Genomic DNA, 24,077 nt, shown 5'->3' on the forward strand with positions numbered 1-24,077 from the left:
CCCCGCGCCAGGCGGGGCAGGAGAAAAACGATGTCACGCACATTTCTTATTACCGGCGCCAGCAAAGGTATTGGGCTGGCGCTCTCGGCACGGCTGGCCAGGGACGGCCACCAGGTGATAGGGGTAGCCCGCACCGCCCCGGCGGAAGGTTTCCCCGGCCACTTCGTTGCCATGGACCTCAGCAAGGCTGAAACGGCGAGGACGGAATTTGCCCGCCTTGCCGATCGCTTCCAGATTGACGGCGTGGTGAATAATGTCGGATTGGTCAGACCGCAGCCCCTGGACGAGGTGACGCTGGAACAGCTTGCCGAGGTGATGCGGGTCAACCTTTATCCGGCCATTATTGCCACGCAAGCGGCGCTTGCGGGCATGAAGGCGCGCCGCTGGGGACGTGTCGTGAACATTTCCAGCCTGACCGTCCTTGGCGCCGTCGAACGCACTGCCTATGCCGCGGCAAAAGCGGCATTGGTGAGCTTCACGCGCACCTGGGCACTGGAAACGGCCACAACCGGCATCACCGTGAATGCCGTGGCGCCGGGTCCGACGGAAACCGCGCTGTTTCGCGCCGGCAATGCCCCCGGCAGCGACGGCGAGCGCCGTTACCTTGCCGCGGTTCCCATGGGCCGCTTCGGCAAGCCTGATGAAATCGCCGCCGCGATTGCCTTCCTGTTGTCGGAAGATGCCGGATTCATTACCGGACAAACGCTACACGTGGATGGCGGCGCTTCCACGGGAAAATCCGCGTTCTGAGGGAAAAGGCAGCCGCAGTAAAACCCGCGGTACGGGGAACCAACGCGTTGTCTTGCCGACGAAATGTTGGCTATCACGACGGGCGATGGTCCGTACTGCCGCGTATCTGCCTGTCAGCGACGAATTCATTACAAATAGAAGGCGGTTACGCGTTCGCGGCACGCTGAAAAAACAGGCCCCCTTCAGCGCTAAACTTAATTCGGGAGGGGTTTTCGTAACGGTGCGCCAGGGACCGGATTTCAAAGGTCAGAGGGTGAAAATACGCGTTCCCGGAATACTGAGCGCAAAATCGGCACCGAAGATTTTCGCCGGCGTCTGAAATCCGGGTTGGCCGGCGCCGGTAAGTACCCGTTTCGCGGCTTCGACGGCAGCGAGCGGCGTATAGGAATAGCCATTGACCGTCTCGATGACGGCATAATGGCTATCGCCGCCGGCGCCCGTGATTTCCACCGCCGCGCGGGCGGGATTGGCTGCGCGCTCTTGCGGCGAGGGGCCATCGGGCAGGAGGGTTAAATCCCCTGAAGGAAAGGCGTCGCCGCTAACGTGGACATACATTTCAATGTTGGGGATGCCGGTTGAATGCCAGGCAGTGACAAGATCGCCGAAAGAAAGCGGCATGCATGCTACTTTCCCCGCGCCAAAATCGAAAAAGTCGGTTTCCGCCTGTGTTTTGGTCATCAGCGACCCGTTAACCCTGGCCAGCAGGCCAGCGCTGATAATTTCCCCGGCGCTCACCGCCGATCCGCGCGACATGGCGCCCGCCACCTGAAGCGCGATTCTCAGCCGTACCGGTTCGCGGACCTTTACCGCAAGCGTCGCCGCGAGACAGTCGGTCGGCACCACATCCCAGCCCACGCCGGGCATCAGCATGCTCCCGGTCCCGGCAGCCAGGTCATGCAGTGACTCCGCCAGCCGGTAGACATTGATTTCAGCGGTGATGTCCAGGTAATGGATTCCGCGTTGTATACAGGCCCTCATCAATGGTTCCGCCGTGCTGGCAAAGGGCCCGGCACAGTTCAGCACCACGCTTATGCCGTCCAGGCTGCGGGAGAGGGCCTCGCCGTGTTGTAACGCAAAGGCGGCGGCGCCGACGTTTAATATCTGAGCCAACTCAGCCAGTTTTTCTTTATTTCTGCCGGCAATGACAACGTCAAGACCGGCTGCTTTTGCCTGTTCGGCAATCATGCGCCCGGTATAACCGGTGGCGCCGTATATAAGTAATGTTTTCATGATGGGTTGTGCTGCCAACTTTTGTAGACGAATTCCAGGGTATAGCCGTCGGGATCGATAACACCGGCGGCATAATAGCGGGGATCATAATAAAGGCGCGCGCCCGGCGCGCCGTTGTCGGCGGCTCCCGCGCGCATTGCCGTAGCATAGGCCTCGTCAACCATGGCTTCACTCTCGGCGACGAAACCGACATGCGTGCTACCGCCGGCGGCGGTCCCCGCGCGCAGCCAGAAAAAAATACGCCCGTTCGCGCCAAAACCCTTGAGATCGGGATGCCCCGGCGGTCCGTCGCGGCCGTCATAGTCCACTCGCGTCCTAATGCCGAGCGGCGCCAATGCCGCGGTGTAAAACGCCACCGAACGATCGAGGTCGCTCACCGATAAAAAGATATGATCGAGCATGAAATCTCCTCAAACCATTAAATAGGGTAGCCGCCGGCGGCGTCGGCATGATGATGGCAGGTGAGTATCACACCCATGCCACGCGCCGCGCACTGGATTGCCGTACTGGCGCCGATACCGCCGCTTCCGCCCGTTATAAGAATAACTTTCATGATGTTTTCTCTCTCTTTGCCAGCCATGACGTGAGAGTAAAGGAAGGACGGCACAAGCGCTTCCGTGTTCCTGCTCGATTCTTACCTGTTTCTGCTTTATGCTCTTTTTAAACACAGATGCCGAGGATGTGGGACATGGCGTTGCAATCCCAGCTTGACGAGCTGTGCGGCCTGGCCGCACATGCCAGTAACTGGCGCACGGAAACCGGCATTCCACGCGTGGCGATGGTGCAGGGGAATGTTCCGCCAGCGGCGCTTGCCGCGGTATATGAGCCCATGGTCAACCTGATCCTCAGGGGCAGCAAAACGATGACGGTGGGAGAACGGGTCTTTAACTATGACCCGGCCTCGTATTTTGTGATGTCGGTTGATTTACCCGCGGTGGGCGCGGTTCATCCGTCCGCGACGGGGGAGCCCTATCTGGCCGTGAGCCTGACCATAGAACCGCAGCGTGTCGCCGCCTTGCTGGATGATTTACCGCCCTCGGCCCTGAAAAACAGGCCGGAAGGCGGTTTTTCCGTCGCCTCCGTGACGGCGGAACTTCTTGATGCCTGGGTCAGAATGCTGCGCCTGATGACCACCCCTGACGACATTGCCGCGCTGGCCCCGGGCTATGAACGGGAAATTCTTTACCATGTGCTTAAGGGACCGCATGGCTGGATGCTGAGGGACATCGCCTCGCCGGGCACCATGCTGGCCCGTATCGGCAATGCCATCCGCTGGTTAAGGCATAATTTCGCCGAAGAGTTTATCGTTGAGTCATTAGCCGAGCGGGAGGCGATGAGCGTCTCGGCTTTTCATCGCCATTTTAAAGCCGTCACGGCCATGAGTCCGTTACAGTATCAAAAGCGCGTGCGGCTGCTTCATGCCAGGACGATGTTATTAGGCAGGCAACAGAGCGTCACCTTTGTTGCGCAGGAAGTGGGCTACAAAAGCGTTCCCCAGTTCAACAGGGATTACGCCCGCATCTTCGGCCTGCCGCCCCTGAAGGATGTGGCCCAGTTGCGCAAGGTTATCCATGTGCGCGAGAACCATTAGGGAAAACAGACATTCTGCAATAGGCCCCGGATAGCGGCAAAAGAGCAACAATGCCCTCGGCAAATAAAAACCATCAATAGCCAGCCCTTCTATTAAAGTGACCCCGGCAACGGCGAATCAGGCAGGGCCTGATTCGCCAGCTTGCATTTTCAACGGCACTACGGGATTCTAATCGGCGCTGGATGACGTTTTGGAGAAATCATGGCAAATCACTATCGCGACATTTTGGCCACCCCCGGCGTCGTGGGCTTGGCCATCGCGGGTTCCATTGTCCGCCTGCCGCAGGCGATGGTAGGCATCGGTATCATTACGATGTTGGTGCAGCAGCGGGGGCTTTACTGGCTGGCCGGCTCGGTGGCGGCCACCTTTACGCTGGCGAACGCGCTTATCGGCCCCCAGGTGTCGAAACGCATTGATCAACACGGCCAAAGCCGGGTACTGCCCATTGTTACCGCCTTCAGTATCACTATGCTGCTGGCGCTGATGATTGCCGCCCATATGGCGGCGCCCGCTCCGCTGCTGTTTATCCTTGCCGCGCTGGCCGGTACGATGCCGAACATGCCCGCCATGATAAGGGCGCGCTGGACGGGGCTGTTTCGCGGCAAACCGCAATTACACACCGCCTTTTCCCTTGATTCGGTGCTAACGGAACTGGCCTATATTGTCGGCCCGCCGTTGGCCATCGGCCTGAGCACCGGCCTTTTCGCCGAAGCCGGACCTCTTGCCGCCGTCTTGCTGTTGGCGGTGGGCATGACGGCCTTTCTTTTGCAGCGGCGCACGGAGCCGAAGGCGACGAAGAGCGACGGCAAGAGCGGGATCTCGACACTGCGCTTCCCCGGCCTGCGTATCATCGTGCTGGCGCTGCTGGCGATGGGCGTGATTGGCGGCTCCATCGATGTGGCCGTCGTTGCCTTCGCCAACGCGCAAGGCTGGCCGACGGCCGCCAGTTTCATCCTCGCGGCCTACGCATTCGGTTCGATGACCGCCGGCCTGGCGTTCGGCGCGTTAAGGACTGCCATAGCGATTGACAGGCAATTCCTTATTGGAATACTGGCGACGGCGCTCACGGCCGTATTGCCCATTCTTTCCCCGGATGTCTATATCATGATGGCAATGATCTTTGTGGCGGGCATGTCCTTCGCGCCGACGATGGTCATCGTCCTGAATCTCGGCACCATTATTTTGCCGCCGTCCAGGCTCACCGAAGGCCTGACCTGGATGACGACGGGCATCAGCGTCGGCGTCGCGCTCGGCGGCGCGCTGGCCGGCCAGATCATCGACGCCTATGGCGCGCGGGCAGGATTCAGCGTGGCCGTTGCCGCGGGGCTGGTTATGGTGGTCGTCGTGCTGTCCGGCCTGGGCACGCTACGTGCCGCCTCCGCCACGCATGCCAGGCTGACCTTCCCCTGCGGATGACAGCCGCGCATAGCGTGTCGGCGCCATCCCGACGTGGCGCGTGAACGCCACGCTGAAAGTACTTGCGGAGCTGTAGCCGACGCGCTCCGCAATCTGGGCAATGCTGCCCTGCTCACGGCGCAACAGATCCTTGGCGATCGCCATGCGCCAGTTAAGCAGATATTCCATCGGCGTCACGCCCACGGCGCGGCTGAACCGCTCAAAAAACGCCGAGCGCGAAAGCGCCGCCGCCTTCGCCAGCTCCGCCACCGTCCAGGGATATGTCGGGCGCTCATGCATCGCCCGGATCGAGACCGCGAGGCGGCAGTCGGTCAGGCCATGCACCAGGCCGGGAGACGCCGCCGTGCCCGCGGTCGATCGCAGCGCTTCAATAAGCAGCACCTCGATCAGGCGCGCCAGCACCACCTCGCGCGCCGGGCGCTGCTCGCGCGTTTCCTCGCTCACGAGTTGCACGAGGGTGGCCAACCGCGGCTCGCCGCGCACGTGCATCAGCTGCGGCAGCAGCGAAACCAGCAAGGCCGCGTCCGGCGAGCCAAAGCTGCAATGGCCCGCCAGCATGCGCAGGTCGGCCGGGCCTTCCTGGCGGCCAATCCTGAACCGGCCCGCGCCCAGCTCGACGGGCAGCGTCTCGGTGCCGGCCGGTGGCGGCACGGCGCTGGACATCGCCACGCCATAGGCCGAGGGGATGAGGGCGAAGTCGCCCGATTGCAGCGCGATCGGCGCATGCCCGTCCACCGCGAGGCGGCACGCGCCCTCAAGGATCACGCAATAGAACGGCTCTCCGGCGGCTGTACGACTGATGGCCCAGGATCCGGCGCCGGCGACCACCTTCGCGAACCCGGCGCCCGGCTGCAGCAAGGTCACGACCTCGGCGAGCGGATCGATCATATCGGACTCCTGCAAATGAAATATGGACTTTTGATTGTAGCGAGTACGATCCCCAGCGTCTATTATCGGGACATCGCCACCCACTCAGTAAGGAGTTTTTATGAAGACAGTCCTGATCACCGGTTGTTCGTCCGGTTTCGGCCTCGAAATCGCCCGCCATTTCCTCGACCAGGGCTGGCGGGTTATCGCCACCATGCGCACACCGCGCGAAGATATCCTGCCGCCTTCCGAACACCTGCGCGTACTTGCCCTTGACGTCACCGATCCAGAGAGTATTCGCGGGGCCGTGGCGACTGCCGGGCCGATTGACGTACTGGTCAATAATGCGGGCGTCGGCGCGGCGGCGCCCCTGGAAAGCATGCCGATGGCGACGGTGCGTGAAATCTTCGAGACCAACACTTTCGGCACGATGGCCTTGACCCAGGCGGTGCTGCCGCAATTCAGACAACGCAAGAGCGGCGTCGTCGTCAACGTTACGTCGAGCGTCACTTATAAGGCGCTGCCGCTGCTCAGCGCTTACCGGGCGAGCAAGGCGGCGGTAAATGCGTTCACCGAGTCGCTGGCCGCGGAGGTCGAACAATTTGGCGTGCGCGCCCATCTGGTGCTGCCGGGCCGATCGCCCGAAACCCGTTTCGCCGATAACGCGCAGCCCCATACGGAGGGCCTTGACCACGAGGCCTATGCCGAGCTGGTGAAAAACCTGTTCGCGTCGTTCGGCGAGTCCGGCCCAATCACCTATGCACAGGATGTGGCGCAGGCGGTATGGCGCGCGGCGACCGACCCCGCCAGCCCAATGCGTATCCCGGCAGGCGCCGATGCCATACTCTGGGCCGCTGAACAGTAACCAGATGGCCGAAACGAAAGCGCGTTGGCGCCATCCGGCCATAGGTTGCAGTATCTGAGGCTTTGGCAGCGCAGAAAAATGAACAGGCCGCCCGGATGATAAGGATTTTCTGTGGCGAGCCCAGCTTGCACGAAAACAACGGCCGGGCATGTTATAGATTATCAACGGCGGGCAGAACGTTCACCCGCCGTTACGCTATGGGTCCTTTACAGCGGACGCTGACGCTCGGTCACCGGGCGGGGCTGCGTGCGGCGCCCTACCATGCCCATGACCCCGGCCAGAACCGCTTCGACAATTAACATAAAGAAGGTGAACCAGCTGGCTTTAGCGGTAGCGGCCGCCGCTTTATCACCCGCTTCACGGGCTTTTTGCTCCGCCTGCTGTTTCAGCTCTTCATATTTTGCGCGGGCTTGCTGATAACTTTTTTCCGTCTGATCGACAATCTGCTCCGCTTCTTGATCGCTTTTACCGGTTCGCGCTTTAATGATGTTTTTCAGCGCATCGCGATCGGCGGCCTGGAAGGTGGTTTCATTGCGCTGGATCAGCCCCTGAATAAATTGAGCGACATCCGTATCGGCTGTCTGCGGATGATTAGCGGTATCAGACGCCTGATTTTGGGCATTATTAGCCTCGCCCTGGGCTTTATTTTGCAGATTCTCCGGCTGAAGCTCCGGTTTACCCGTCTGGCGCAGTGTCGTTTCAAGTTCATTTTGCACGCTGTCGAGATTAATATTATTTTCCGCCAGCTTATCTTTCGCCATTTGTGTTACCGAAGGCGCGGCGGCGGATATTCCACTGCCGATGGTTTGCAAACCGGTGCCGGCAATACTCATGGCGCCGCTCATGGCGTTATTCAACACGACCAGAAGGAACCAGGCGCAAATCAAGGTATTCACACCGAACATCAATAAACCATGCAGCGCCCCTTCGCGCTGGGCCAGACGCCCGCTGGCATAGGCGCCCGCCGCGATAGCAATAAGCATGCTGGCTCCGGTCCAGATGGCCGCGCCGGTGCCCAGGCCGTCAAAGGGGTTATTTTCTTTCAAGGGATCTATGGTGCTGGCGCCGACGGCCGTACCCAGTATGGCCAACAGTAAATAGACCACCATCGAAATAATGACACCAGCGAAAATGGCACTCCACGAAATACGTTTCAACGGGACACCGGTTACCGGCTCAACCCATGTCTCATGGTAATTATCGGATGTAGTGATTGGTCTTTCGCTCATGTGAAAATCTCCCTTTATCGCTAAACTTCTCATGGTGTAATCGCAGTTCAGATTGAGCAGAATCCTGCGTTCGCCCGCCAATGATTGCCTTTTTTTGACAACCTAACATTAGCTTTTTTAATGTTAGTCATATAATGGCAAATGCACCAACAAATCTTTACATAACTTAGCCAAAGCAGGAATTGTTGATAAAAACAGCGTTAATTACTGTCCACGGTCAAATGGCCGCACGCTCCTTGTGCAGGATACATGTTATTAATCAATTGATTACTTTGAATTACACGAACCGGTTGCCGATGTGGCCAAATAATCCAGCCTGACGACACCGCGGGTTTGTTAGCCATAGCGCTGATTTTTAAGCCCGTCCGGCAGTAATGAAGGACAATGCCGCCAGGTTTACAGACGGCGGATACATAAGTTTTTAACGCCGCCCCGCCAGGGCGGCGGGTTCGGCGTCAGGGCGCCAAACTACCCGGGCCAGACCGATGACTCAGCCGCGGGCAGCGAAGCGCCGCTGATGGGAATTTACTTATGCAAGCCGGGGGATTTATCGCTGGCAAAACGGTTCGCGTCATTTTTTTCTACATCGACTTCCTGGCGGCGCACCGTATCCCTTACCGTTTCCACGCGCTCGTTCACTTCGCTGCGAATCGCCGCCTCTTCCCTGACCCGCGCCGTTTTATTCACCACAGGCTCCTCATGGGATTCCTCGATATCAATGGTTTTTTCCGACCAGTCGACATCGCTCAGATACACCGGTTCGTCCACCGCGCGCAGGACAACATCCGCATGCTGGTCATATAACGAGATATCCTCGGCCACTTCATCTTCAATGGTATAACGGCGCACGCGTACCGTACCGTCGCTGACCTGATGCTTACCGATCTCCACCTGCTCCTCGGCCAGCTTCAGGGACTCGCGGTTTTCCGTTTCCAGCGCCCCGCCGGTCGCCACCGGGGGGATGGTGCCGGCCGCGCCCGTGTCCACGCCGGCGCTCGCCGTACGGCCATAAACCGCGCCGGTATCGCCTGGCAGCCCGCGATTGTAGGCCGGGGTATCCGTGTTGCCGGAAGAAACGTAATCATCCGCCAACTGATCCAGCAGCGTTTCTATCCGGTCGGCATCTTCTTTCGGCACACGCACCGTCAGCAGAACCCCGCCGGTTTGCACGGCCCGGGTATATTCAGTGGCATAATCATCATCGACATCATCGCCAAACAATCGCTGCCAGAAGCTGGGATGGCGAATTTCCTTGTCTTTTACCCGCAGTCTTTCACCAGAAATGATATCGATATTATGTTCCGCAATACCTTCTGCGATCAGTTTCTCTTTCGCCACTTGCGCCTGCTGTAACGCCTTAAAAGCGGTCACTATTTTTTCATGGGCCATAGTAGAATCCTCCTCTTGCTTGGGTTTACGGTTATCGTTCTTCTTCATCATCTTTGATAATATTTATTTCCTGACGGCGTACATTTACCTTTTCCTGAAAAGGCGTCTCCTTTTTCAGTTTCCGTATATGCACTTCCTCTTTAAGAATATAGCGGCGGATAATTTCAACCCGCTCCTCAATAACAGGAATAATCATGACATCGCCTTCCTGCCGGATCGGCGGGAACCTGCCTTCTTCCAGTTCTTCATTTTTAGCAATATGCTCTATATCTATTTGTTCCTGATATAATTCCGCTGCCAGCAGTTGTTCTTCCGAGTGGGTGGTGCGCGTCACGCGCAACCGGCGGTCCACCACTCTGGCAATGTTTAATTCGGCATGTTCTTCCGCCAGCGGAATAATCTTATTATCATTATCCTGGCGGTCAGAGTCCGGGGCATTTTTGTTATCCATATCTGCTCCTGAGGCGGCGCCGAAGTTTAACTTCAACATACTTAGAATTTATTAATTAGCATGAGATTATAAAAGCATTATTGCTATTTTACTGAATGATTAAAATCATTAATGTGACAGTTATAAGCATAGTTTATTATTTAAAAAATAAAGGAACGCAGCGGGTACAATTGTAAAAAAGTATTAAACTCCTGTGATTTAAACTATTAAGCAGCCTCTCCAGGATAAAAAAGCAGCAGGTTTTCTACGCCGGCGGCAAGGGACGGGGGAGCGATCGGGCCGTTAAGCGGTGACCTCTAAAACGGGCAACCGTTGAGAGACCGGAGGAGGGGGTTATGCGGCCTACCGTGCCTTTTGGGAGACATTCCTGCCCGCATGGGGTTCGAGTTTGGCGATATCCCATAATGCCAGGGCGGTAATCAACGCGATAACCACAAATCCCAGCCGGAAAGCCATGCCCGGCGCGGGCGGTAACGCCAGAATCTCCGTTAACCATGCGCCAACCCGGATACTCAACGCCCCGAGGGTCACGCCAAGACCGCTTGCCAACTGCAGCGACGTGCTGAACAGCGTATTGGCGGAGCTCATTTCCTGCGGCGGAACATCCGCAAAAGCCAGCGAGCTGATGCCGGTAAATTGCATTGAGCGGCTCAGCCCGCCCCAGAACAAGAGAACCAGGGTCATCATCTTTGGCGACTCGGGCGTCAGGAACGCGCAAAACAGTAGCGACAGCACGCACATCACGCCATTGCCCAGCAGCAGTTTTTTGAAACCGAAGTAGCGAATCAGGGGCGTGGTGGCCGGTTTCATCGCCAGGTTGCCGGCAAATACCGCCAGTACCAGCGAGCCGGCATGGAACGCGTCCAGGCCAAAGCCGACCTGGAACATCAGCGGCAGCATAAAGGGCGCCGAGCTGATAGTGGCGCGTAACACGAAGCCGCCCCGCATGGTAATGCGAAACGTCGGCACCGACAGCGGCCGCAGCCGGATCAAAGGCGCCCTGGCGCGCAGCAGGTGCCTGATAGCCCAGGCCAGCGTTAACAGGCCGGTCACGATTAAAGCAACGGCATTAACGGGGCTAATGTTTTCCTGGCTGAACATTTCCAGCCCGGCCACCAGGCACAGCATGGTAATGCCTAATGAAAAAAAACCTATAACATCAAAAGGCTGCTTTTCTTCCGGCGTCTTGTTCGGCATCATGATCCACGCCAGGGTGATCGCGATGGCGCCCAGAGGCACATTGAGGAAAAAGATCCAGTGCCAGCTTGCATAGGTGGTGATAAATCCCCCGAGCGGCGGGCCGATGATGGGGGCCACCAACGCCGGCCAGGTCAGGGTGGCGATGGCTTTGATAAGCTGATCTTTGGGCGTGGTGCGCAATACCACCAGACGCCCCACAGGCACCATCATGGCGCCGCCGATACCCTGTAAAATACGCATCAGCACAAATTGCGTGACGGTATGCGTTAATCCGCACAATAGCGACGAGACAGTGAAGATAAGCAGCGCCAGGCTGAAAACATTCCGTGCGCCAAAGCGCTCGGCTACCCAGCCGCTGGCGGGGATCAACACGGCCAGCGTCAGGAGATAGGCACTGATGCCGATATTAAGATCGATGGCCGATACGCCGAATGCCTTCGCCATATCGGGTAATGCGGTTGCAATCACGGTTCCGTCAAGAAATTCCATAAAAAAGGCGCTGGCAACCAAGAGCGCCATTCCTGAGATACGTGACGAACCGGCGTCCTGTTTGGGCGTATCTTCAGAATTTGAATCAGATAAAGCCATAAAACGCCCTTTGCCTTAACGGAAACAATGTAGCCACTATAAAGGTATGATAACTCTGAAAAGATCTTATACCAGCCCGCCTGAATATTCGAGCGGTTTTGTCAGCTAATTTTCATAGGGGGTTAAAACAAAAATACGATCGACCCGACCGGAAAGTGAATATAACGCATGGCAATCAATGTGGGTAATGGCGAAAAATACAGGCGGAGAACTCCCCAGGTACGCGCGTTGCAAAGATAAAAAAAAGCGGCAAACGCGCGGCCTGAAATTAGCATTACAGCGCCTTGCGCAGCGTAATATTGATGCGGTGGGATCCCACCAGCGGATGAAAACCTTCCTTAACCGGCAGGATGCCGTGATAATTCAGCCGGGACGGCCCGCCCCATACCACCACATCGCCATGGGCCAGCGGGATACGCTGGGCGCGGTCGCTGCGCTGCAGGCCGCCGAATTGAAAGACGGCGGGCAGGCCGAGCGAAACCGAGACGATGGGCGCGCCAAAGTCATGTTCGTCTTTATCCTGGTGCAGGGAGAGCTTGCTGCCCGGATCGTAGCGGTTCATCAGGCAGGAATCCGGCACGTAACGGCCAAAACCGGCCGCTACGGCGGCTTCATCCGCCAGCGCCATCAAGATAGCCGGGATGGGCGGCCAGGGCTTGCCGGTCCGGGAATCCCGCTCTGAATAACGGTAGCCGCGCCTGTCGCTGGTCCAGCCATTGCCGCACCAGCTCATCGCCACCGACATCACATGGCCGCCCGGCGTGGTCATATGCCGCCACGGCACCTGCGCCACCACGCTATTGACCGCCGCCAGCAGCGCCGGGCCGTGGTCGCGGACAAATCCGTGCAGTACCACCGCGCCGGGGGCGATTGTTTCGTGCCACGGCGGCGGCGGCGCATCCTCGAACAGATCGATTGTCATCGGCTTACCCTGTATGTATACCCAGTATTTATTCTAGCCGCCGGACGCCAATTGTCCAGTATCATTGTCAGCGATCTGCGCGCAGCAAGCGTCTTGATGATCCGCCTTTTTATCACCCTCGGGTTCTTTCAATATCCTATCAATGATTAATATAATAAAAAAAAAATTTCATCTGTGAATAAATAATCATTTATTACCCCTTGCAAAAAACGTTTTACGCCGCATTCCAAACCACCCGCCCTACTTCTGCTTGAACAAAGCGCAATATTCCCCCGCGTCATCTCATCCTATTTTGCTTAAGTAGATATATTACCCTGCCTGATATTCGTCAGAATGCCCGCGATTGTTTCAAACGATTAATGAATTCCCTTCCGCTGCCGATAAAAAAATACCCGGCTGGAAATTTATTTAAGGGAGAAATGAATTGATGGCTTTTACCGCAGTTTATTTTTCTGATAGATAAGGTCATATCACGATGAGTCGTAACGGTATTACCCATATATTGCTGTCCGCAGGCCTGCTGGCGTCCATTTCCCCGGCGCTGGCCGCCGGCACCTGGAGCGAGGCGCGTAATGACGCCATGGGCGGCACCGGAGTGGCATCGTCTCATTACGGCGCGGCGGCGCTGGTGAATCCGGCGCTGTTGACCGGCTACGGCGAGGATGATGCTATCAGTATCATCCTCCCGGCCGTGGGCGTCAGGGTGTCGGATCCGGATAACCTGCAGGATGGGTTCGATAACGTACAGTCCTCTTGGGATAGATTAAAAGACGACGCCAACAAAGGCACGGGCTCGCCCGCCTCGATAAAAAGATTTGAGAACGCCCTGCGCGAGGTCTCCGGCGATAAAGGCAAGGCCGAAGCCGGAGTGAATGGCGTGATTGCCGTACCCAACCCGATCCTGCCCTTCGCCCTGGTCGCCAGGGATTGGGCAACGGCCAACGTCAAAGCCGATGTCAGCAATCGCGACCTGGCGTACCTTGACGCCGTCCAGGCGGGCTTGATCAGGCCGGTGCCGGCGGATCTGGACAAGCTGACGTCACGCGCCGAAGGGATGGGCGCGCTGGTGACGGAATACGGCGTGGCCATGGCCCTGCCATTCACCCTGAACGATCATGCTTTCTCGGTAGGCATTACGCCGAAGCTGCAGCGCGTCGCCACCTATAATTACAATGTCGCCATCAACCACTACGATAAAGCGGATTTTCGCAACGAGGAGTTCCGGCGCACGGAAAACGGGGCCAATATCGACCTGGGATTGTCCGCCAATATCACACCGGACTGGATTGCCGGCCTGGCCGCGCAGAACCTGGTGGCGCGCAGCGTCGAGACCAAAGAGGTAGACGGAGTGCGGGACAGTTTTAACATACGCCCGCAGATCACCGCCGGCACCTCCTGGAGCAACGGTTTTTTCACCAGCGCCATTGATATCGACCTGACCCCTGCCAGTGGTTTCTCGGCGCGGGAGAAAAACCAATACGCCGGCGTCGGCGCCGAAATCAACGCCTGGACATGGGTGCAATTGCGTGCCGGCTATCGCGCGGATATGCGTCATAGCGATAATAATGTCTTTACCACCGGCTTTGGCCTGTCGCCCTTTAATGTGGTTCATCTGGATGTGACCGGCCTGGTAGGTGAAGACCGCACCTATGGCGCGGTCGCGCAATTGAGTTATACCTTCTGATACCAGCCTGTCATCAAACGCATGGCATTACGGGCGCATTATCAGGCAAGGACGCAGCCCAGATCATCCCAGGCAAATGCAGCCGCTCAACAGAAAAGTGGCGGCAATTAAGCCCAGCAAGAATAGGTTGTTCATAACGTTTCTCCGGTAGTCTAAAAATAAAGGCCGTGCCCGGTCGCAACGCAGATCCGGGCCGGCCCTTATGCCTGGATCATGCTTATTGCAGCATGGCGGCCAGTTCGTCCGCGCCTTTATCAATCCCCACTTCGGCGGCGCTCAGCGCCCCGATGCTGGCGCTGACGTTCATGGCGTTCGGGTATTGCCTGGCGACAAAGGCGTTCAGCAGTTGATGGGTGTTGGCGTCATAAATTTCCACCGCGTAATTCACGGAACCGTTCATTAAGCCTTCCTTACCCCGGATGGACTGCACTATGTTATAGGGGCCTCCGCCGATATCGAATTTGGTGAAGGTGCCGATAAACGGCGTCGTGGTATCCGCCCCGGTTAACGTCAGTTTTAACCTGAGGGTATTGGCCGCCGGGGTGATAACTTCCCTAAACCGCGGCCTGAGCGCTGCGCTGAATTTATCTTGCATATAGTTGGCCAGCGCCAGACGGTCTTTCTGCGGCATATCGTCAAACTGGCCGTCCGCGCCCTGGTAGACAACCACCGGTTCGATAATGATATTGGTATATTTATTCCAATCGACCGGAACCGAATACCGGTAAGGGATGCGGTATGCCTTGTCGTCGGTGTTGGGCCGCAGCTGTGATGAGGAATCGATACCGGCGTACTGCACAGGCGGGTTTCCCGCGCAGCCGGCTAATAGCATGGTTAGCGTCAGCATTGCCGGACGATAGGCCTGGTAAAATGTGTACATGTCAGTAATCCTGTATAAAATGCCACCGATAATCGGACTGAAGGCGCGGTTAATAGGCCGTATGATCCTTACGGGTACGGTTTGGCGTGCCACCGGCCGGGGCTTTACAACGCCGGCCCTGGGAGGTACGGTACTGACACTCTCCTAAAGAGTACCGTACGGTTCAGTTTTGCATCATTAGCATTTATCTGTCAAGAAAATGTACAACCGGGTTTATTTATATTGCGGGAGTCACAATGAAAGTACGCACTAACGAGCGCCGCGAAGCGATTGTCGAGGCTGCCGCGCAGCTTTTTCAGGAGATGGGCTATGAGCGCGCATCAATGAACGAACTGGCAAAACGCCTGGGCGGTTCGAAAGCGACGCTCTATGGGTATTTTTCTTCTAAAGAGGAATTATTTACCGCCGTCGTGCGCGCCTATGCCACCCAGCACCTGTCCGATGCCACCGTAGCATTGATGCTGGAAGAACGGCCCGATGAGCCGCTCAAAGCCAAACTGACGCGATTCGGCGAACGAATGCTGGCCGTGCTAACCAACGACGGCAGCGCGATCGCGGTGTATCGTATGGTGGTGGGCGAAGCGGGACATTCCGATATCGGTATGCTGTTTAATGATTCCGGACCGAGGGAGAGCATCGAAAAATTATCGGGCCTGCTGTCCACCGCCATGGACCGGGGCGAGCTGCGTCCCGGGGACGCCTATGTGAAAGCGCTGCAATTCACTTCATTGCTTACCGCCGAGATCCAGCACCGCATCTTTCAACGCCATTTACAGCCGGTAAGCCTGACCCGCATCCAGCAAATGGTTGGCTGCGCGGTCAATATGTTCCTTACCGGCGCCGGGACGTTTCCGGCGCCAAAAGGCGGCAAGTGAGCGGGAAATGCGCCGGCCAGGGGTGGGGCCGGCGCACTTCTTTATTATCGCGCCTGCCGGGGGAGAGTTCCCCCAGGCGGCGTCATGTCCCGCCGATCAGTATTTCACCATTTCAATCCAGTTGGCCCCTTTGCCCACCGGGTACCGGCCAAGGCTTTCCAGCGCGCCGCTCGCTTTATCAATGCGATAGACGCTCATCTGCGGCGACAACTGCCCCACCGCCAGCAAATACTGACCCGAGGGATCGATATTGAACCCGCGCGGCTGCTTTTCGGTAGGCCAGGTTCCTATGCGGGTGAGCCGGCCTGATTTTTTATCCACGCGGTAAGCCGCCAGGGTGCTTGACGTCCGCTCGGAGGCAAACAGGAAATGGCCGTCGGGGGTTAAATGCAGGTCCGCGCCCCAGGGTTTATCGCCGCTGAAATCCGCCGGCAGGATCGATATCGTCTGCACCGGTTTCACCCGGTCGTTGTTCTGGTTGAACGCCAGCACATGCAGTTTGCCGTCCAGTTCATCGATAAGATAGGTAAACCGTTTATCCGGTGAAAAGACAAAATGGCGGGGACCGGATTTGGCCGGCAGCGTATAGGCGGGCGCCTGGTCCTGGGTCAGCTGCCCGGTCTTGGCGTCCAGCCGCAGGCGCAGCCAGGCGTCGGCGCCCAGCACCGAGGCGAATACATAGCGATTATCCGGCGCGCTCCTGATGGCGTGCGCCATGGGACCGGTCTTGATAATCTGCCGGACATCCCCCGCCAGGCCGTCCTGATTGATGGCGTTAACCGCCAGCAGGTTGCCGCCATAAGACGCGGAAAACAGCCAGCGGCCGGTGCGGTCGGTGGCAATATACGCCATGCTTTCCGCCAGCGGCGCCGCCTGGCGCTGGGTCAGGCGGCCGTCGGCCGGATTAATGGCCAGGCTCAGTACCTGATAGGGTTTGGAGCGCAGCCCGGCATACAGATGCTGTTTATCGGGGGACAATGCCAGGGGCATTACGGTGCCGCCCACCGCCAGGGTTTGCACCGGCGTGAGCGCGCCGTCGGCCTCGTTCAGGCTAAAGACGGAGATATCGGCGCTGTCGGCGTTGGAAACATAGGCATAGGTCGCGGCATGGGCGGCGCCGGCCAAGGTGGTCGTTAATGCCGCCAGCAGCAGCAGGCTGAATGGGGTACGTCGGTTACAGGTTATTTTCATTATTATATTAATCCATTGATTATTTTATTTATGGAAAATAAGTATAAATAACCCCTATTCCGGCGACAGCTGTCGGCCGCACAGGATTTATCCACGGCGCGGCGGAATTTTTGGGCAGGTGAATAACCTGATGAGAAATGAATCACATAATCGCCCACCGCCGGTCCGGCGCTAGGCTCCCCGGCGCCGGCGCAGGTAACGAATCAACCGCGGCAGCAGCCAAAACAGCGCCAGCAGCGCCGCCAGCAAAAACAGGTATTTCAGGTGATGATCCACCTTCTGCAACCATGGCGCGATAATCCTGCCGCCCGCATAACCCAGGCTGACAAAAATCAGCGCCCAGAGAACAGAGCCGAGGATATTGAGGGGAATAAATTTTTTCGGATCGAGCCTGCTGGCCCCAATCATCAGCGGTCCGATCAGGCGAAAGCCATACATAAAACGCACACCCACCACAAACCACAGCGGATATTTCAAAATTAACTGATTGGCCCGGGCGATATTCGGCTGGGCTTTTTTAAACCGGCGCAATACCCGCTTACCGAACCGGCGACCGATAAAATACAACGCCAGATCACCCACGCTGCCGCCCAGGGCGGCCACCGCCACCGCCGCCGGATAATGCAACAGGCCCTCATGCGCCGCCACGCCGCCCAGCAACGTGACCGTTTCGCCCTCCGCCAGGCAGCCGATAAACAGCGCCCAATAACCGTAGACGGAAATAAAATGCGTGATATCCATTGGCGTCAGCGTCCCTTCAGCTTAAAAATGTCAGGCGATCCTGTCGATTCAGGTAACGTTTCTTAAGCATAGACCTTATCGCCGCCTGCCACGACCAGGATTGACGGGACCCGTCCGCCCTCTTGGCGCGCCGTAGGTTAATACGTAGCCCGGGAGACCGTTTTGGGTTTAAAATAGCCTGTGTCCCCTATCCCGATAAAACAGGTTCCTTATGGCTTTTATTCCAAAAAACTACGCCAGGCTTGAAACCGGCTATCGCGAAAAAGCGCTGAAGCTATTTCCCTGGGTCTGCGGCCGCTGCTCGCGGGAGTTTGTCTATTCCAACCTGCGCGAGCTGACGGTGCATCATATCGATCACGATCACAGCAATAATCCCGAGGACGGCAGCAATTGGGAAATGCTCTGCCTGTATTGCCACGATCATGAGCATTCCAAATATACCGAAGCGGATCTGTATGGCTCGACGGTGATCGCGGGCGAGGATGCGCAAAAAGACATGGGCGTGGCAACCCACAATCCTTTTGCCAATTTAAAGTCCTTGATGAAAAAATAATCTCTGATGCTCATTTCTCATCGAACCAATCGCGGTTCTGCCGCGAAATCGGCGTAATGGAAAAGATCAGCTCCTGGAGATGATCGCGCATAGCCTGCTCGGCGGCATCGGCATCGCGCGCCTTGACGCCGTTGAAGATTTTGTAATGCTGGCTGATTAACCCCTGCGGCGGCGAGACCTGGCCCAGGCTGAGAAAACGCACCCGATCCATGGTGGCCTTAATGGATTCAATAATATCCCAGGCCAGCGGACAATCGGCTATTTCCGTCAGCAACCGGTGGAAATCATCGTCGAGGCCGAAAAATTCCCGCGCCTGCTGATTTTGCGCCGCCAATTCCTGACGATGCAAATTATGCTCAAGCAGCATGATTTGACGTTCGGTAATATTAAGCGCGGCGCGGCGTACGATGGCGCATTCCATGGCCTGGCGGAGAAAACGCGCGTCCGCCACCCGTTTGGCGGAAATCCGCATCACAAAAGTGCCGCGCTGGGGCAGGATCTGCACCAGCCCCGCTTCGGCCAGTTTAATAAACGCTTCCCTTACCGGCTGGCGCGACACGGTGAAACGGGCGGCGATGTCCTTTTCCGATAACAGCTTGCCCGGCTCAATGACACACTCGACGATATCCTTGCGCAGCAGGCGATAAATTTGTTGATTTACCGGCTCGTTGTTATTAAACGGTAACGGTGTATCCATGCGGGGAAATTAACCCTGTTTAATTATCATGGCGGATATAGTACATGCTCCGCCATGGCAATAGCCATAGGCGCCTGCGCCAGGGGCCGCCGCTTAACGGATACTCATCACATCCGTCGCGCAGTGCAGATAACCGTTCATGGCGGTTTTCCATAAGGGGTCGGTGTTGGCCGGCATCGCCGCCCCCGCTCCCGTGCCCGTGGGCTGCATAACGTACTGCGGGAAATACACCGGCTTGCCGATGGCGTCGACCTGCCGGCACAGGGCGGCAAGCTGCTGTCTGTTGCCTAATGTGCCGTTGGCGGATTGCCAAAACAGCTGCTGCTGGTTGGCGTTGATCATTTTCAACGCCTCGCCCAGCATGGAGGAGTGCGCCTGCCTGGCGGCGTCGGTGTCGAGGCGCAGCGCGTCGAAATAGGAGTAGGTGCCGGCCATGGCGAATAAAAATACCGCGTCGGCTTGTCGTCCCGCTTTAATACAGCTGACCATCCCCTGATACAAAACCGGCGGCGTAAGGGTGGGATTGATGGCGGAGGCACCCAGGCAGCCCGGGCTGGCTACCTGCGCCAGATAGGCGCTCTGCGCCGACTTGCCCGGCGCGCCTGGGCGGGGGGAGGTGGCGCAGCCGGAGGCCAGCAGCGCCAGCACCATCGTTATCATTATTGTTGGTTTCATCTTATGCTCATTATTTGATGATAGCGAAACAGGGTAAATTGTAACCTAACGGCCAAATACCTTTAGCGCGCCGATCACAGTTCAGCCACTTTTCTCCGGGTGCGCGCCGCCCACGGCATGATGCTGCAAAAATACCTCATGCAGGCGCCGCAGGCCGGCCTGGGTAAGGCGGCGGCACTCTTGCGCCATAGCGTTAAAACCGCCCAGTCGCCGCACGCCCTCGGTTAAAAACGCTTCGGGGGCGAACTCGGCTACCTGATGGCCATACTTCATCACGACGCGGTTCTCCCGATGATATTCAATCTGGCCGGCGCCCGGAACTGCCGCGTCGATGCGCTGCCTAAGCAGGGCATGGGATCTTCGCGCCGCTTCCGGCAGCAGCAAGATCATCGGTTCGGCCGCTGTCGCCTCGGGCAATGACGCCAGCCATTCATCCACCAGCGCCAGCACGGTATCCGGGTGATCCAGCGCCATGGACAATAACTGGCGCGCGCGCGCGTTAACCTGACATTGCAATTCGGCCTCGAGACGTTGCGCCTGCGATAAATAGTCGGCCACCGCGGCGGCCGAGGTCGCCATGCCGTCCTGGTACCCTTCCCGGAATCCCTGCTGGCGCAGCTGTCCGGCCTCGGCCTGCGCCTGCTTAACCAGAGTGCGCGCCTGACGGCGCGCTTCACTGACGATATCAAGCGCCTCGCGTTGGCGCGCCAGCTGCCGGCTCTTGATCAATACACCGCCCGACATCGGCGGCATCCGGCGTAGTGGAATATTTTTCGGCATGTTGGAAAGCCAGTTTTATCAAAAGCGGGCTCGGGGCGGGGCGGGGTTCACCGCCCGTTTCCCGATCCAGCTCGGGTGAGAATAACAGGGAGATGCGCTGCCGGATGGCTAGCGGCAATTGCGCGCCGAACGCCAGCAGTTCGCCTCTTCCCCGCGCGATTAAGGCGGCCGGTATCGCCACCGGCATATCGTCGCCATAAGAATCGACAATCGCCAGTCCGGCGAATTGCCGCACCCAGGACGGCAGCTGTAACAGCCCCCCCTGCCGGGCGAGGGAGGCCCGATGGCGCTGCGCGGCTATCAACAATGCCGCCTGCGGCATAAGGCGCCAGTGGCGGATAAACAACGCCGCCGGTCCGTCAACGGCGGCCGGCGGGCAATCCACCGACCAATCATGGGCCTGGATAAGGATGCCGTTGATTATCGAGCGCGCCCTGGCGCCGTTTAACGCCGGCGGCAGCGGCAGGCGCCGCGGATGCAGCCATGACAGCGGATCGTAGAGTATGGCATCAAGCGGCGCGATGCTCTTCATGAGCGTCTGTCTCCTGCTTCACTGAGGCTTTTTCACGGCGCCGGTACCAGGCCAGTCCCGCCACGGCGACCGCCAGCGCCACGCCGGCGGCGGGAGCAAAGCGGAGAAAATGACCGGAACCGTCCGCCTGGACCGCTACCGGCGCATAATGCTGCAGCGGCCCCTGTTTGGAGAGCACCACGGAAATATTGTCGTAATCCACCTGGTTGAAGCTGTTTTTCAAAAACCGCTTGATATCGCTTATCATCAGGGTTGGGTCGACGTCGCTTTGATAGGCCACCAGGGTTGAAATGTGCATCGGCGCCGGCGCCCTGCCGGTGTCGCCCGAGTCGATGTCGTAACTGACATGCACCCGGGCCGACAGCACGCCGTCCATGGTCTGCAATGATTGTTCCAGACGCTGTTCGATGGCCGAGTAAAGCCGCGCCTTTTCCGCCCGCGGCGACGACACCAGCGAGTCGCTGGGGAACAGCCGGGAAATTTCCATGCGCGGCTGCGACGGCAAATCATGCCTGCGCAGCAAATCCACCGCCGCCGGAATATCGGCTTTGCCCACGCCGACGCTATAGCCGGTCTTGCCTTTATCGGCCTTGGAGGCCTGGATATTATTGCGCTGCAAAGTGGCTATCACTTCATTGGCCTGCTGTTGATCCAGGCCTTTAAGCAATGGCTCGTCGTTGCAGGCGGTAAGTGAGAGCGCCAGCAGGGCGGCACAAAATATCGGTCTTAACATCATTGTCCACTCAACACGCTGCGCACGACGTTGACGCCTTTATTTACCAGTGAACTGACCCAGTTCATCGTCAACTGAAAATCTGAGCTCAGCGCATTTCTTCGCAGCATCGCCTCCGCCGATATGTCCTTGGTAAAAGGTTTATCCAGCTCGTTGCGGGCCTGTGTGGCGTCAACCGCCGTGGCGGCCGCTTTCGATGCCAGGAAAGAGAGGGATTCCACCGCATCGTCATGCATGACCGGAATAACGCTGTGAGGCGGGCCGATTTTGGCAATTTCGTTCATGTTGCACCTTGGTTAATTTGATAATTACGCTTAATAAATACAATGAGGCTTCGTGTGAATCCGGAAAATCGTGCAGCATAAGAATAAAATTCACATGCTAAGCATCCCTGCTTACCCTTTTTCAAGCCAGAATGGCCAGCCGGTCATAAAATCCGTTATGCAGACGGCGATTATTTGGCGCCATTTAATAATCCCATAATAAGATCCCTTTTTTGGGTCATGGCTTGATTTAGCATGGTCACAAAGGTCGACAAATCCGCCTTGGTGCCATTGGCTCTTAATATCAACGCTTCGTCAGTGGGATTCGCTTCAAGGTCTTGCTGAGCCGTTGCCGCGGCTGACATTTTGTCACTCACTCCCGTTGAATTACGTGAATAAATATCAGTGATTGTACTCATAAAAAAATCCTCTTCATTTAATGTTAGGGAAATACCAGTGTCCGGGTGTCATTTTCACAAAGCCCTGATGGCCGTATTTGAATGATTTACCCTTAAGCCAATCGTCTTTTAGCTCAATGGCGAATTGGACATAGTTGCCATTCCATTGCCTGGCATATTGCTCGACAAAGAAACGGATGCGTTGCAGCTCACCGTCGTCGATGGCGCCATTAATAACAAAGATTACGCTATCCTGGTTATCGATTCTGGTGTAGTTCACCGCCAGTTTTTTTATCCCCTCCTCGGCCTGCCGTGCCACGGTGTCATCGTCTACGTCGGCAAAATGGACGGCTTCAGCATAGGGCAGAAGACGCATTAACCCCTTGCTGATAGCGTCGCGCTGCGTTTCAGTCAATTGACCGCGCTGTTTGCTTACTAACAGTACCGGCGCCGCCGGTCGGTCAAATTGCAATTGATGAAGATTTAAAGCGGGGAAATTTTGCCCCAGCCAGCGCTCGATACGCTGTTTTTCCTCATCCTCACTATTGATTTTTATCGCCTGCGACGATTTTATACGCACCAGGGATTGACGTCCCCAGGCCGCATCGCGCTCATTATCCGCCAGCACATACATCACGCCGTCGCGGCCCGGGAATATTTGATACTTGCCGGGTTCAGCGCCAAATTGCTGTGTCAGGGCGATAATTTCACGCTGCTGCGCATCCGGCGTCGTTAAGAGGTACGCCAGCGCCAGGGCGGCGGCAACCGCGATGGCCAGAAGGGCCATGCCCCGCTTGCCGGGCCTGCTGCTTATTGTCGCCGGGACCGCGGACGGCATGTCCGGCGTGCCCACCCGGTAGTTCAGGACGTCTTCCGACCAGGTTTCACCGGCGGTCCTTACCGCCAGCGCCAGCGCGCCCACGGTAACGGGGTGATTGGATGCCAGCGGAACATCATCCGCGCCGTCGTTGTCCAGCCTGCGCAGCAAAATGCCATGTTCCGGGCCGTCGGTGCGGATAATTTCAAAATTCACCCCGCCGCCTTCGGTGGGGACCAGCACGCAGTCTTCAGGGAATGAGGGGGACGCGCCGGCGTATTCCAGCGCGCCGCAGTCCGCTGCGATAAATAATGTTTTCCGCGCGGATAAAGGATATTCGCAACCCTTCAAACTACCATTGAGCAGCCTGACAATGGCCACACTCTCCGGGCGGTCTGTTTTACCTTGTTCTGTTTGCATGGTAAAATATTCTTTATACTCTAGGGTTCGTCATGCTAAAGAGTCTACCGCCTCGCGGCCGGTGACTTCATGATGAAAAAATGATAAATTATCCATCAAAACTGAGATATTTAATCATTTACTCCCTAACGAATTATTTAACTATATTATTTCAAATAATTCCATCCCTGATTATTTACGATCACACTGTGGGATGGAAAAGCATGGCTTATTTCACGGCATGGCGAAAATAGAACTTTACAGTATTTACATTACACGCGCAACAACGCCAGCAGTCTTTACTCGCCGGATTAGAATAAGGCCGTTAACATGTCTTATTTACTGGAAATACCCCCGTTAA

At 57.2% G+C, this 24,077-nt stretch carries 27 protein-coding genes; 7 read left to right on the forward strand and 20 right to left on the reverse strand.

The genetic code is table 11. From position 1 onward, the window contains the following. The first annotated feature begins 30 nt into the window (after window positions 1-30). The gene (locus ACL2XM_RS18015; protein ID WP_413727210.1) at window positions 31-750 is read left to right on the forward strand and encodes an SDR family oxidoreductase; all 720 of its coding nucleotides are present in this window, start codon (window positions 31-33) and stop codon (window positions 748-750) included. 246 nt (window positions 751-996) lie between these two features. On the opposite strand, the gene ACL2XM_RS18020 is transcribed toward ACL2XM_RS18015, so the two are convergent. From ACL2XM_RS18020 to ACL2XM_RS18030, 3 genes are read right to left on the reverse strand one after another with little or no spacing between them, the layout of a single operon-like run. Continuing rightward, window positions 997-1,980 carry a saccharopine dehydrogenase family protein gene (locus ACL2XM_RS18020; protein WP_413731328.1) on the reverse strand — a complete coding sequence of 328 codons (984 nt, stop codon included), beginning with the start codon at window positions 1,978-1,980 and terminating at the stop codon, window positions 997-999. Next, window positions 1,977-2,381, reverse strand: coding sequence for a VOC family protein (locus ACL2XM_RS18025; protein ID WP_410012196.1), 405 nt, complete (start codon window positions 2,379-2,381; stop codon window positions 1,977-1,979). The genes ACL2XM_RS18020 and ACL2XM_RS18025 overlap by 4 nt, the downstream gene beginning before the upstream one ends. Before the next feature lie 17 nt (window positions 2,382-2,398). Beyond that, window positions 2,399-2,533, reverse strand: a complete 135-nt coding sequence (locus tag ACL2XM_RS18030) for an SDR family NAD(P)-dependent oxidoreductase (protein WP_413731330.1) — start codon at window positions 2,531-2,533, stop codon at window positions 2,399-2,401. 135 nt (window positions 2,534-2,668) lie between these two features. On the opposite strand from ACL2XM_RS18030, the gene ACL2XM_RS18035 reads away from it, so the two are divergent. Both ACL2XM_RS18035 and ACL2XM_RS18040 read left to right on the forward strand, forming a co-directional pair. Next, window positions 2,669-3,571: an AraC family transcriptional regulator N-terminal domain-containing protein gene (locus ACL2XM_RS18035; RefSeq protein WP_413731331.1), complete on the forward strand. Its 903-nt coding sequence runs from the start codon at window positions 2,669-2,671 to the stop codon at window positions 3,569-3,571. Window positions 3,572-3,772: 201 nt separating this feature from the next. Continuing rightward, window positions 3,773-4,987: an MFS transporter gene (locus ACL2XM_RS18040; RefSeq protein WP_413731333.1), complete on the forward strand. Its 1,215-nt coding sequence runs from the start codon at window positions 3,773-3,775 to the stop codon at window positions 4,985-4,987. Here the strand turns inward: ACL2XM_RS18040 and ACL2XM_RS18045 are convergent. Beyond that, on the reverse strand, window positions 4,937-5,875 hold the full coding sequence (locus ACL2XM_RS18045; RefSeq protein WP_410012200.1) for an AraC family transcriptional regulator: 939 nt from the start codon (window positions 5,873-5,875) through the stop codon (window positions 4,937-4,939). The two genes, ACL2XM_RS18040 and ACL2XM_RS18045, sit on opposite strands and share 51 nt — an antisense overlap. A gap of 100 nt (window positions 5,876-5,975) precedes the next feature. Here ACL2XM_RS18045 and ACL2XM_RS18050 point away from each other — a divergent pair, with 100 nt between their 5' ends. Next, the gene (locus ACL2XM_RS18050) at window positions 5,976-6,719 is read left to right on the forward strand and encodes an SDR family oxidoreductase (RefSeq protein ID WP_410012201.1); all 744 of its coding nucleotides are present in this window, start codon (window positions 5,976-5,978) and stop codon (window positions 6,717-6,719) included. Window positions 6,720-6,925: 206 nt separating this feature from the next. Here the strand turns inward: ACL2XM_RS18050 and ACL2XM_RS18055 are convergent, their stop codons facing one another. The 5 genes from ACL2XM_RS18055 to alkB all read right to left on the reverse strand — a co-directional run bounded on the left by ACL2XM_RS18055 (window position 6,926) and on the right by alkB (window position 12,498). After that, window positions 6,926-7,948, reverse strand: coding sequence for a hypothetical protein (locus ACL2XM_RS18055; RefSeq protein ID WP_410012202.1), 1,023 nt, complete (start codon window positions 7,946-7,948; stop codon window positions 6,926-6,928). A gap of 525 nt (window positions 7,949-8,473) precedes the next feature. Beyond that, a complete protein-coding gene (locus ACL2XM_RS18060) occupies window positions 8,474-9,337 on the reverse strand; it encodes a YsnF/AvaK domain-containing protein (protein WP_410012203.1) in 864 nt (287 codons plus the stop codon). Between the two features lie 31 nt (window positions 9,338-9,368). Further along, window positions 9,369-9,788 carry a DUF2382 domain-containing protein gene (locus ACL2XM_RS18065; RefSeq protein ID WP_410012204.1) on the reverse strand — a complete coding sequence of 140 codons (420 nt, stop codon included), beginning with the start codon at window positions 9,786-9,788 and terminating at the stop codon, window positions 9,369-9,371. A 342-nt stretch (window positions 9,789-10,130) separates the two neighbouring features. Beyond that, window positions 10,131-11,576, reverse strand: coding sequence for an MFS transporter (locus ACL2XM_RS18070; RefSeq protein WP_413722051.1), 1,446 nt, complete (start codon window positions 11,574-11,576; stop codon window positions 10,131-10,133). Between the two features lie 274 nt (window positions 11,577-11,850). Beyond that, window positions 11,851-12,498 carry a DNA oxidative demethylase AlkB gene (gene alkB, locus ACL2XM_RS18075; protein ID WP_410012206.1) on the reverse strand — a complete coding sequence of 216 codons (648 nt, stop codon included), beginning with the start codon at window positions 12,496-12,498 and terminating at the stop codon, window positions 11,851-11,853. A gap of 475 nt (window positions 12,499-12,973) precedes the next feature. On the opposite strand from alkB, the gene ACL2XM_RS18080 reads away from it, so the two are divergent. Continuing rightward, on the forward strand, window positions 12,974-14,182 hold the full coding sequence (locus tag ACL2XM_RS18080; RefSeq protein WP_410012207.1) for a conjugal transfer protein TraF: 1,209 nt from the start codon (window positions 12,974-12,976) through the stop codon (window positions 14,180-14,182). Between the two features lie 217 nt (window positions 14,183-14,399). Here ACL2XM_RS18080 and ACL2XM_RS18085 read toward each other — a convergent pair whose 3' ends face one another. Then, window positions 14,400-15,062: a DUF3313 domain-containing protein gene (locus tag ACL2XM_RS18085; protein ID WP_410012208.1), complete on the reverse strand. Its 663-nt coding sequence runs from the start codon at window positions 15,060-15,062 to the stop codon at window positions 14,400-14,402. A 236-nt stretch (window positions 15,063-15,298) separates the two neighbouring features. Between ACL2XM_RS18085 and ACL2XM_RS18090 the strand changes: the two genes are divergently transcribed. After that, on the forward strand, window positions 15,299-15,937 hold the full coding sequence (locus ACL2XM_RS18090; protein WP_410012209.1) for a TetR/AcrR family transcriptional regulator: 639 nt from the start codon (window positions 15,299-15,301) through the stop codon (window positions 15,935-15,937). Window positions 15,938-16,033: 96 nt separating this feature from the next. Here the strand turns inward: ACL2XM_RS18090 and ACL2XM_RS18095 are convergent, their stop codons facing one another. After that, window positions 16,034-17,128, reverse strand: coding sequence for a lactonase family protein (locus ACL2XM_RS18095; RefSeq protein ID WP_410012210.1), 1,095 nt, complete (start codon window positions 17,126-17,128; stop codon window positions 16,034-16,036). A gap of 171 nt (window positions 17,129-17,299) precedes the next feature. Then, window positions 17,300-17,869, reverse strand: a complete 570-nt coding sequence (locus ACL2XM_RS18100) for a DedA family protein (RefSeq protein ID WP_410012211.1) — start codon at window positions 17,867-17,869, stop codon at window positions 17,300-17,302. A gap of 211 nt (window positions 17,870-18,080) precedes the next feature. Between ACL2XM_RS18100 and yajD the strand changes: the two genes are divergently transcribed. Then, entirely contained in the window at window positions 18,081-18,422 is a 342-nt protein-coding gene (gene yajD, locus ACL2XM_RS18105) for an HNH nuclease YajD (protein WP_410012212.1), read from the forward strand. 10 nt (window positions 18,423-18,432) lie between these two features. Here the strand turns inward: yajD and ACL2XM_RS18110 are convergent, their stop codons facing one another. The 8 genes from ACL2XM_RS18110 to ACL2XM_RS18145 form a co-directional block, all read right to left on the reverse strand. Next, on the reverse strand, window positions 18,433-19,119 hold the full coding sequence (locus tag ACL2XM_RS18110) for a GntR family transcriptional regulator (protein WP_410012213.1): 687 nt from the start codon (window positions 19,117-19,119) through the stop codon (window positions 18,433-18,435). A gap of 93 nt (window positions 19,120-19,212) precedes the next feature. Next, the gene (locus ACL2XM_RS18115; protein WP_413722050.1) at window positions 19,213-19,794 is read right to left on the reverse strand and encodes a hypothetical protein; all 582 of its coding nucleotides are present in this window, start codon (window positions 19,792-19,794) and stop codon (window positions 19,213-19,215) included. Between the two features lie 81 nt (window positions 19,795-19,875). Then, on the reverse strand, window positions 19,876-20,538 hold the full coding sequence (locus tag ACL2XM_RS18120) for a hypothetical protein (protein ID WP_410012215.1): 663 nt from the start codon (window positions 20,536-20,538) through the stop codon (window positions 19,876-19,878). Then, window positions 20,480-21,106, reverse strand: a complete 627-nt coding sequence (locus ACL2XM_RS18125) for a type III secretion apparatus protein OrgA/MxiK (RefSeq protein ID WP_410012216.1) — start codon at window positions 21,104-21,106, stop codon at window positions 20,480-20,482. The genes ACL2XM_RS18120 and ACL2XM_RS18125 overlap by 59 nt, the downstream gene beginning before the upstream one ends. After that, complete coding sequence (locus tag ACL2XM_RS18130) at window positions 21,084-21,842, reverse strand: EscJ/YscJ/HrcJ family type III secretion inner membrane ring protein (protein WP_410012217.1); 759 nt, start codon at window positions 21,840-21,842, stop codon at window positions 21,084-21,086. The genes ACL2XM_RS18125 and ACL2XM_RS18130 overlap by 23 nt, the downstream gene beginning before the upstream one ends. Beyond that, window positions 21,839-22,123 carry a hypothetical protein gene (locus ACL2XM_RS18135; protein ID WP_410012218.1) on the reverse strand — a complete coding sequence of 95 codons (285 nt, stop codon included), beginning with the start codon at window positions 22,121-22,123 and terminating at the stop codon, window positions 21,839-21,841. The genes ACL2XM_RS18130 and ACL2XM_RS18135 overlap by 4 nt, the downstream gene beginning before the upstream one ends. A 170-nt stretch (window positions 22,124-22,293) precedes the next feature. Beyond that, a complete protein-coding gene (locus ACL2XM_RS18140) occupies window positions 22,294-22,521 on the reverse strand; it encodes a hypothetical protein (protein ID WP_410012219.1) in 228 nt (75 codons plus the stop codon). A 13-nt stretch (window positions 22,522-22,534) separates the two neighbouring features. Next, window positions 22,535-23,737 (reverse strand): PrgH/EprH family type III secretion apparatus protein, encoded by a 1,203-nt coding sequence (locus ACL2XM_RS18145; protein WP_413731335.1) that lies wholly within the window; start codon window positions 23,735-23,737, stop codon window positions 22,535-22,537. Window positions 23,738-24,077 lie beyond the last annotated feature (340 nt).

The organism is Sodalis sp. RH20 (assembly GCF_047324205.1).
In the GTDB taxonomy this organism is placed as follows: domain Bacteria; phylum Pseudomonadota; class Gammaproteobacteria; order Enterobacterales; family Enterobacteriaceae; genus Acerihabitans.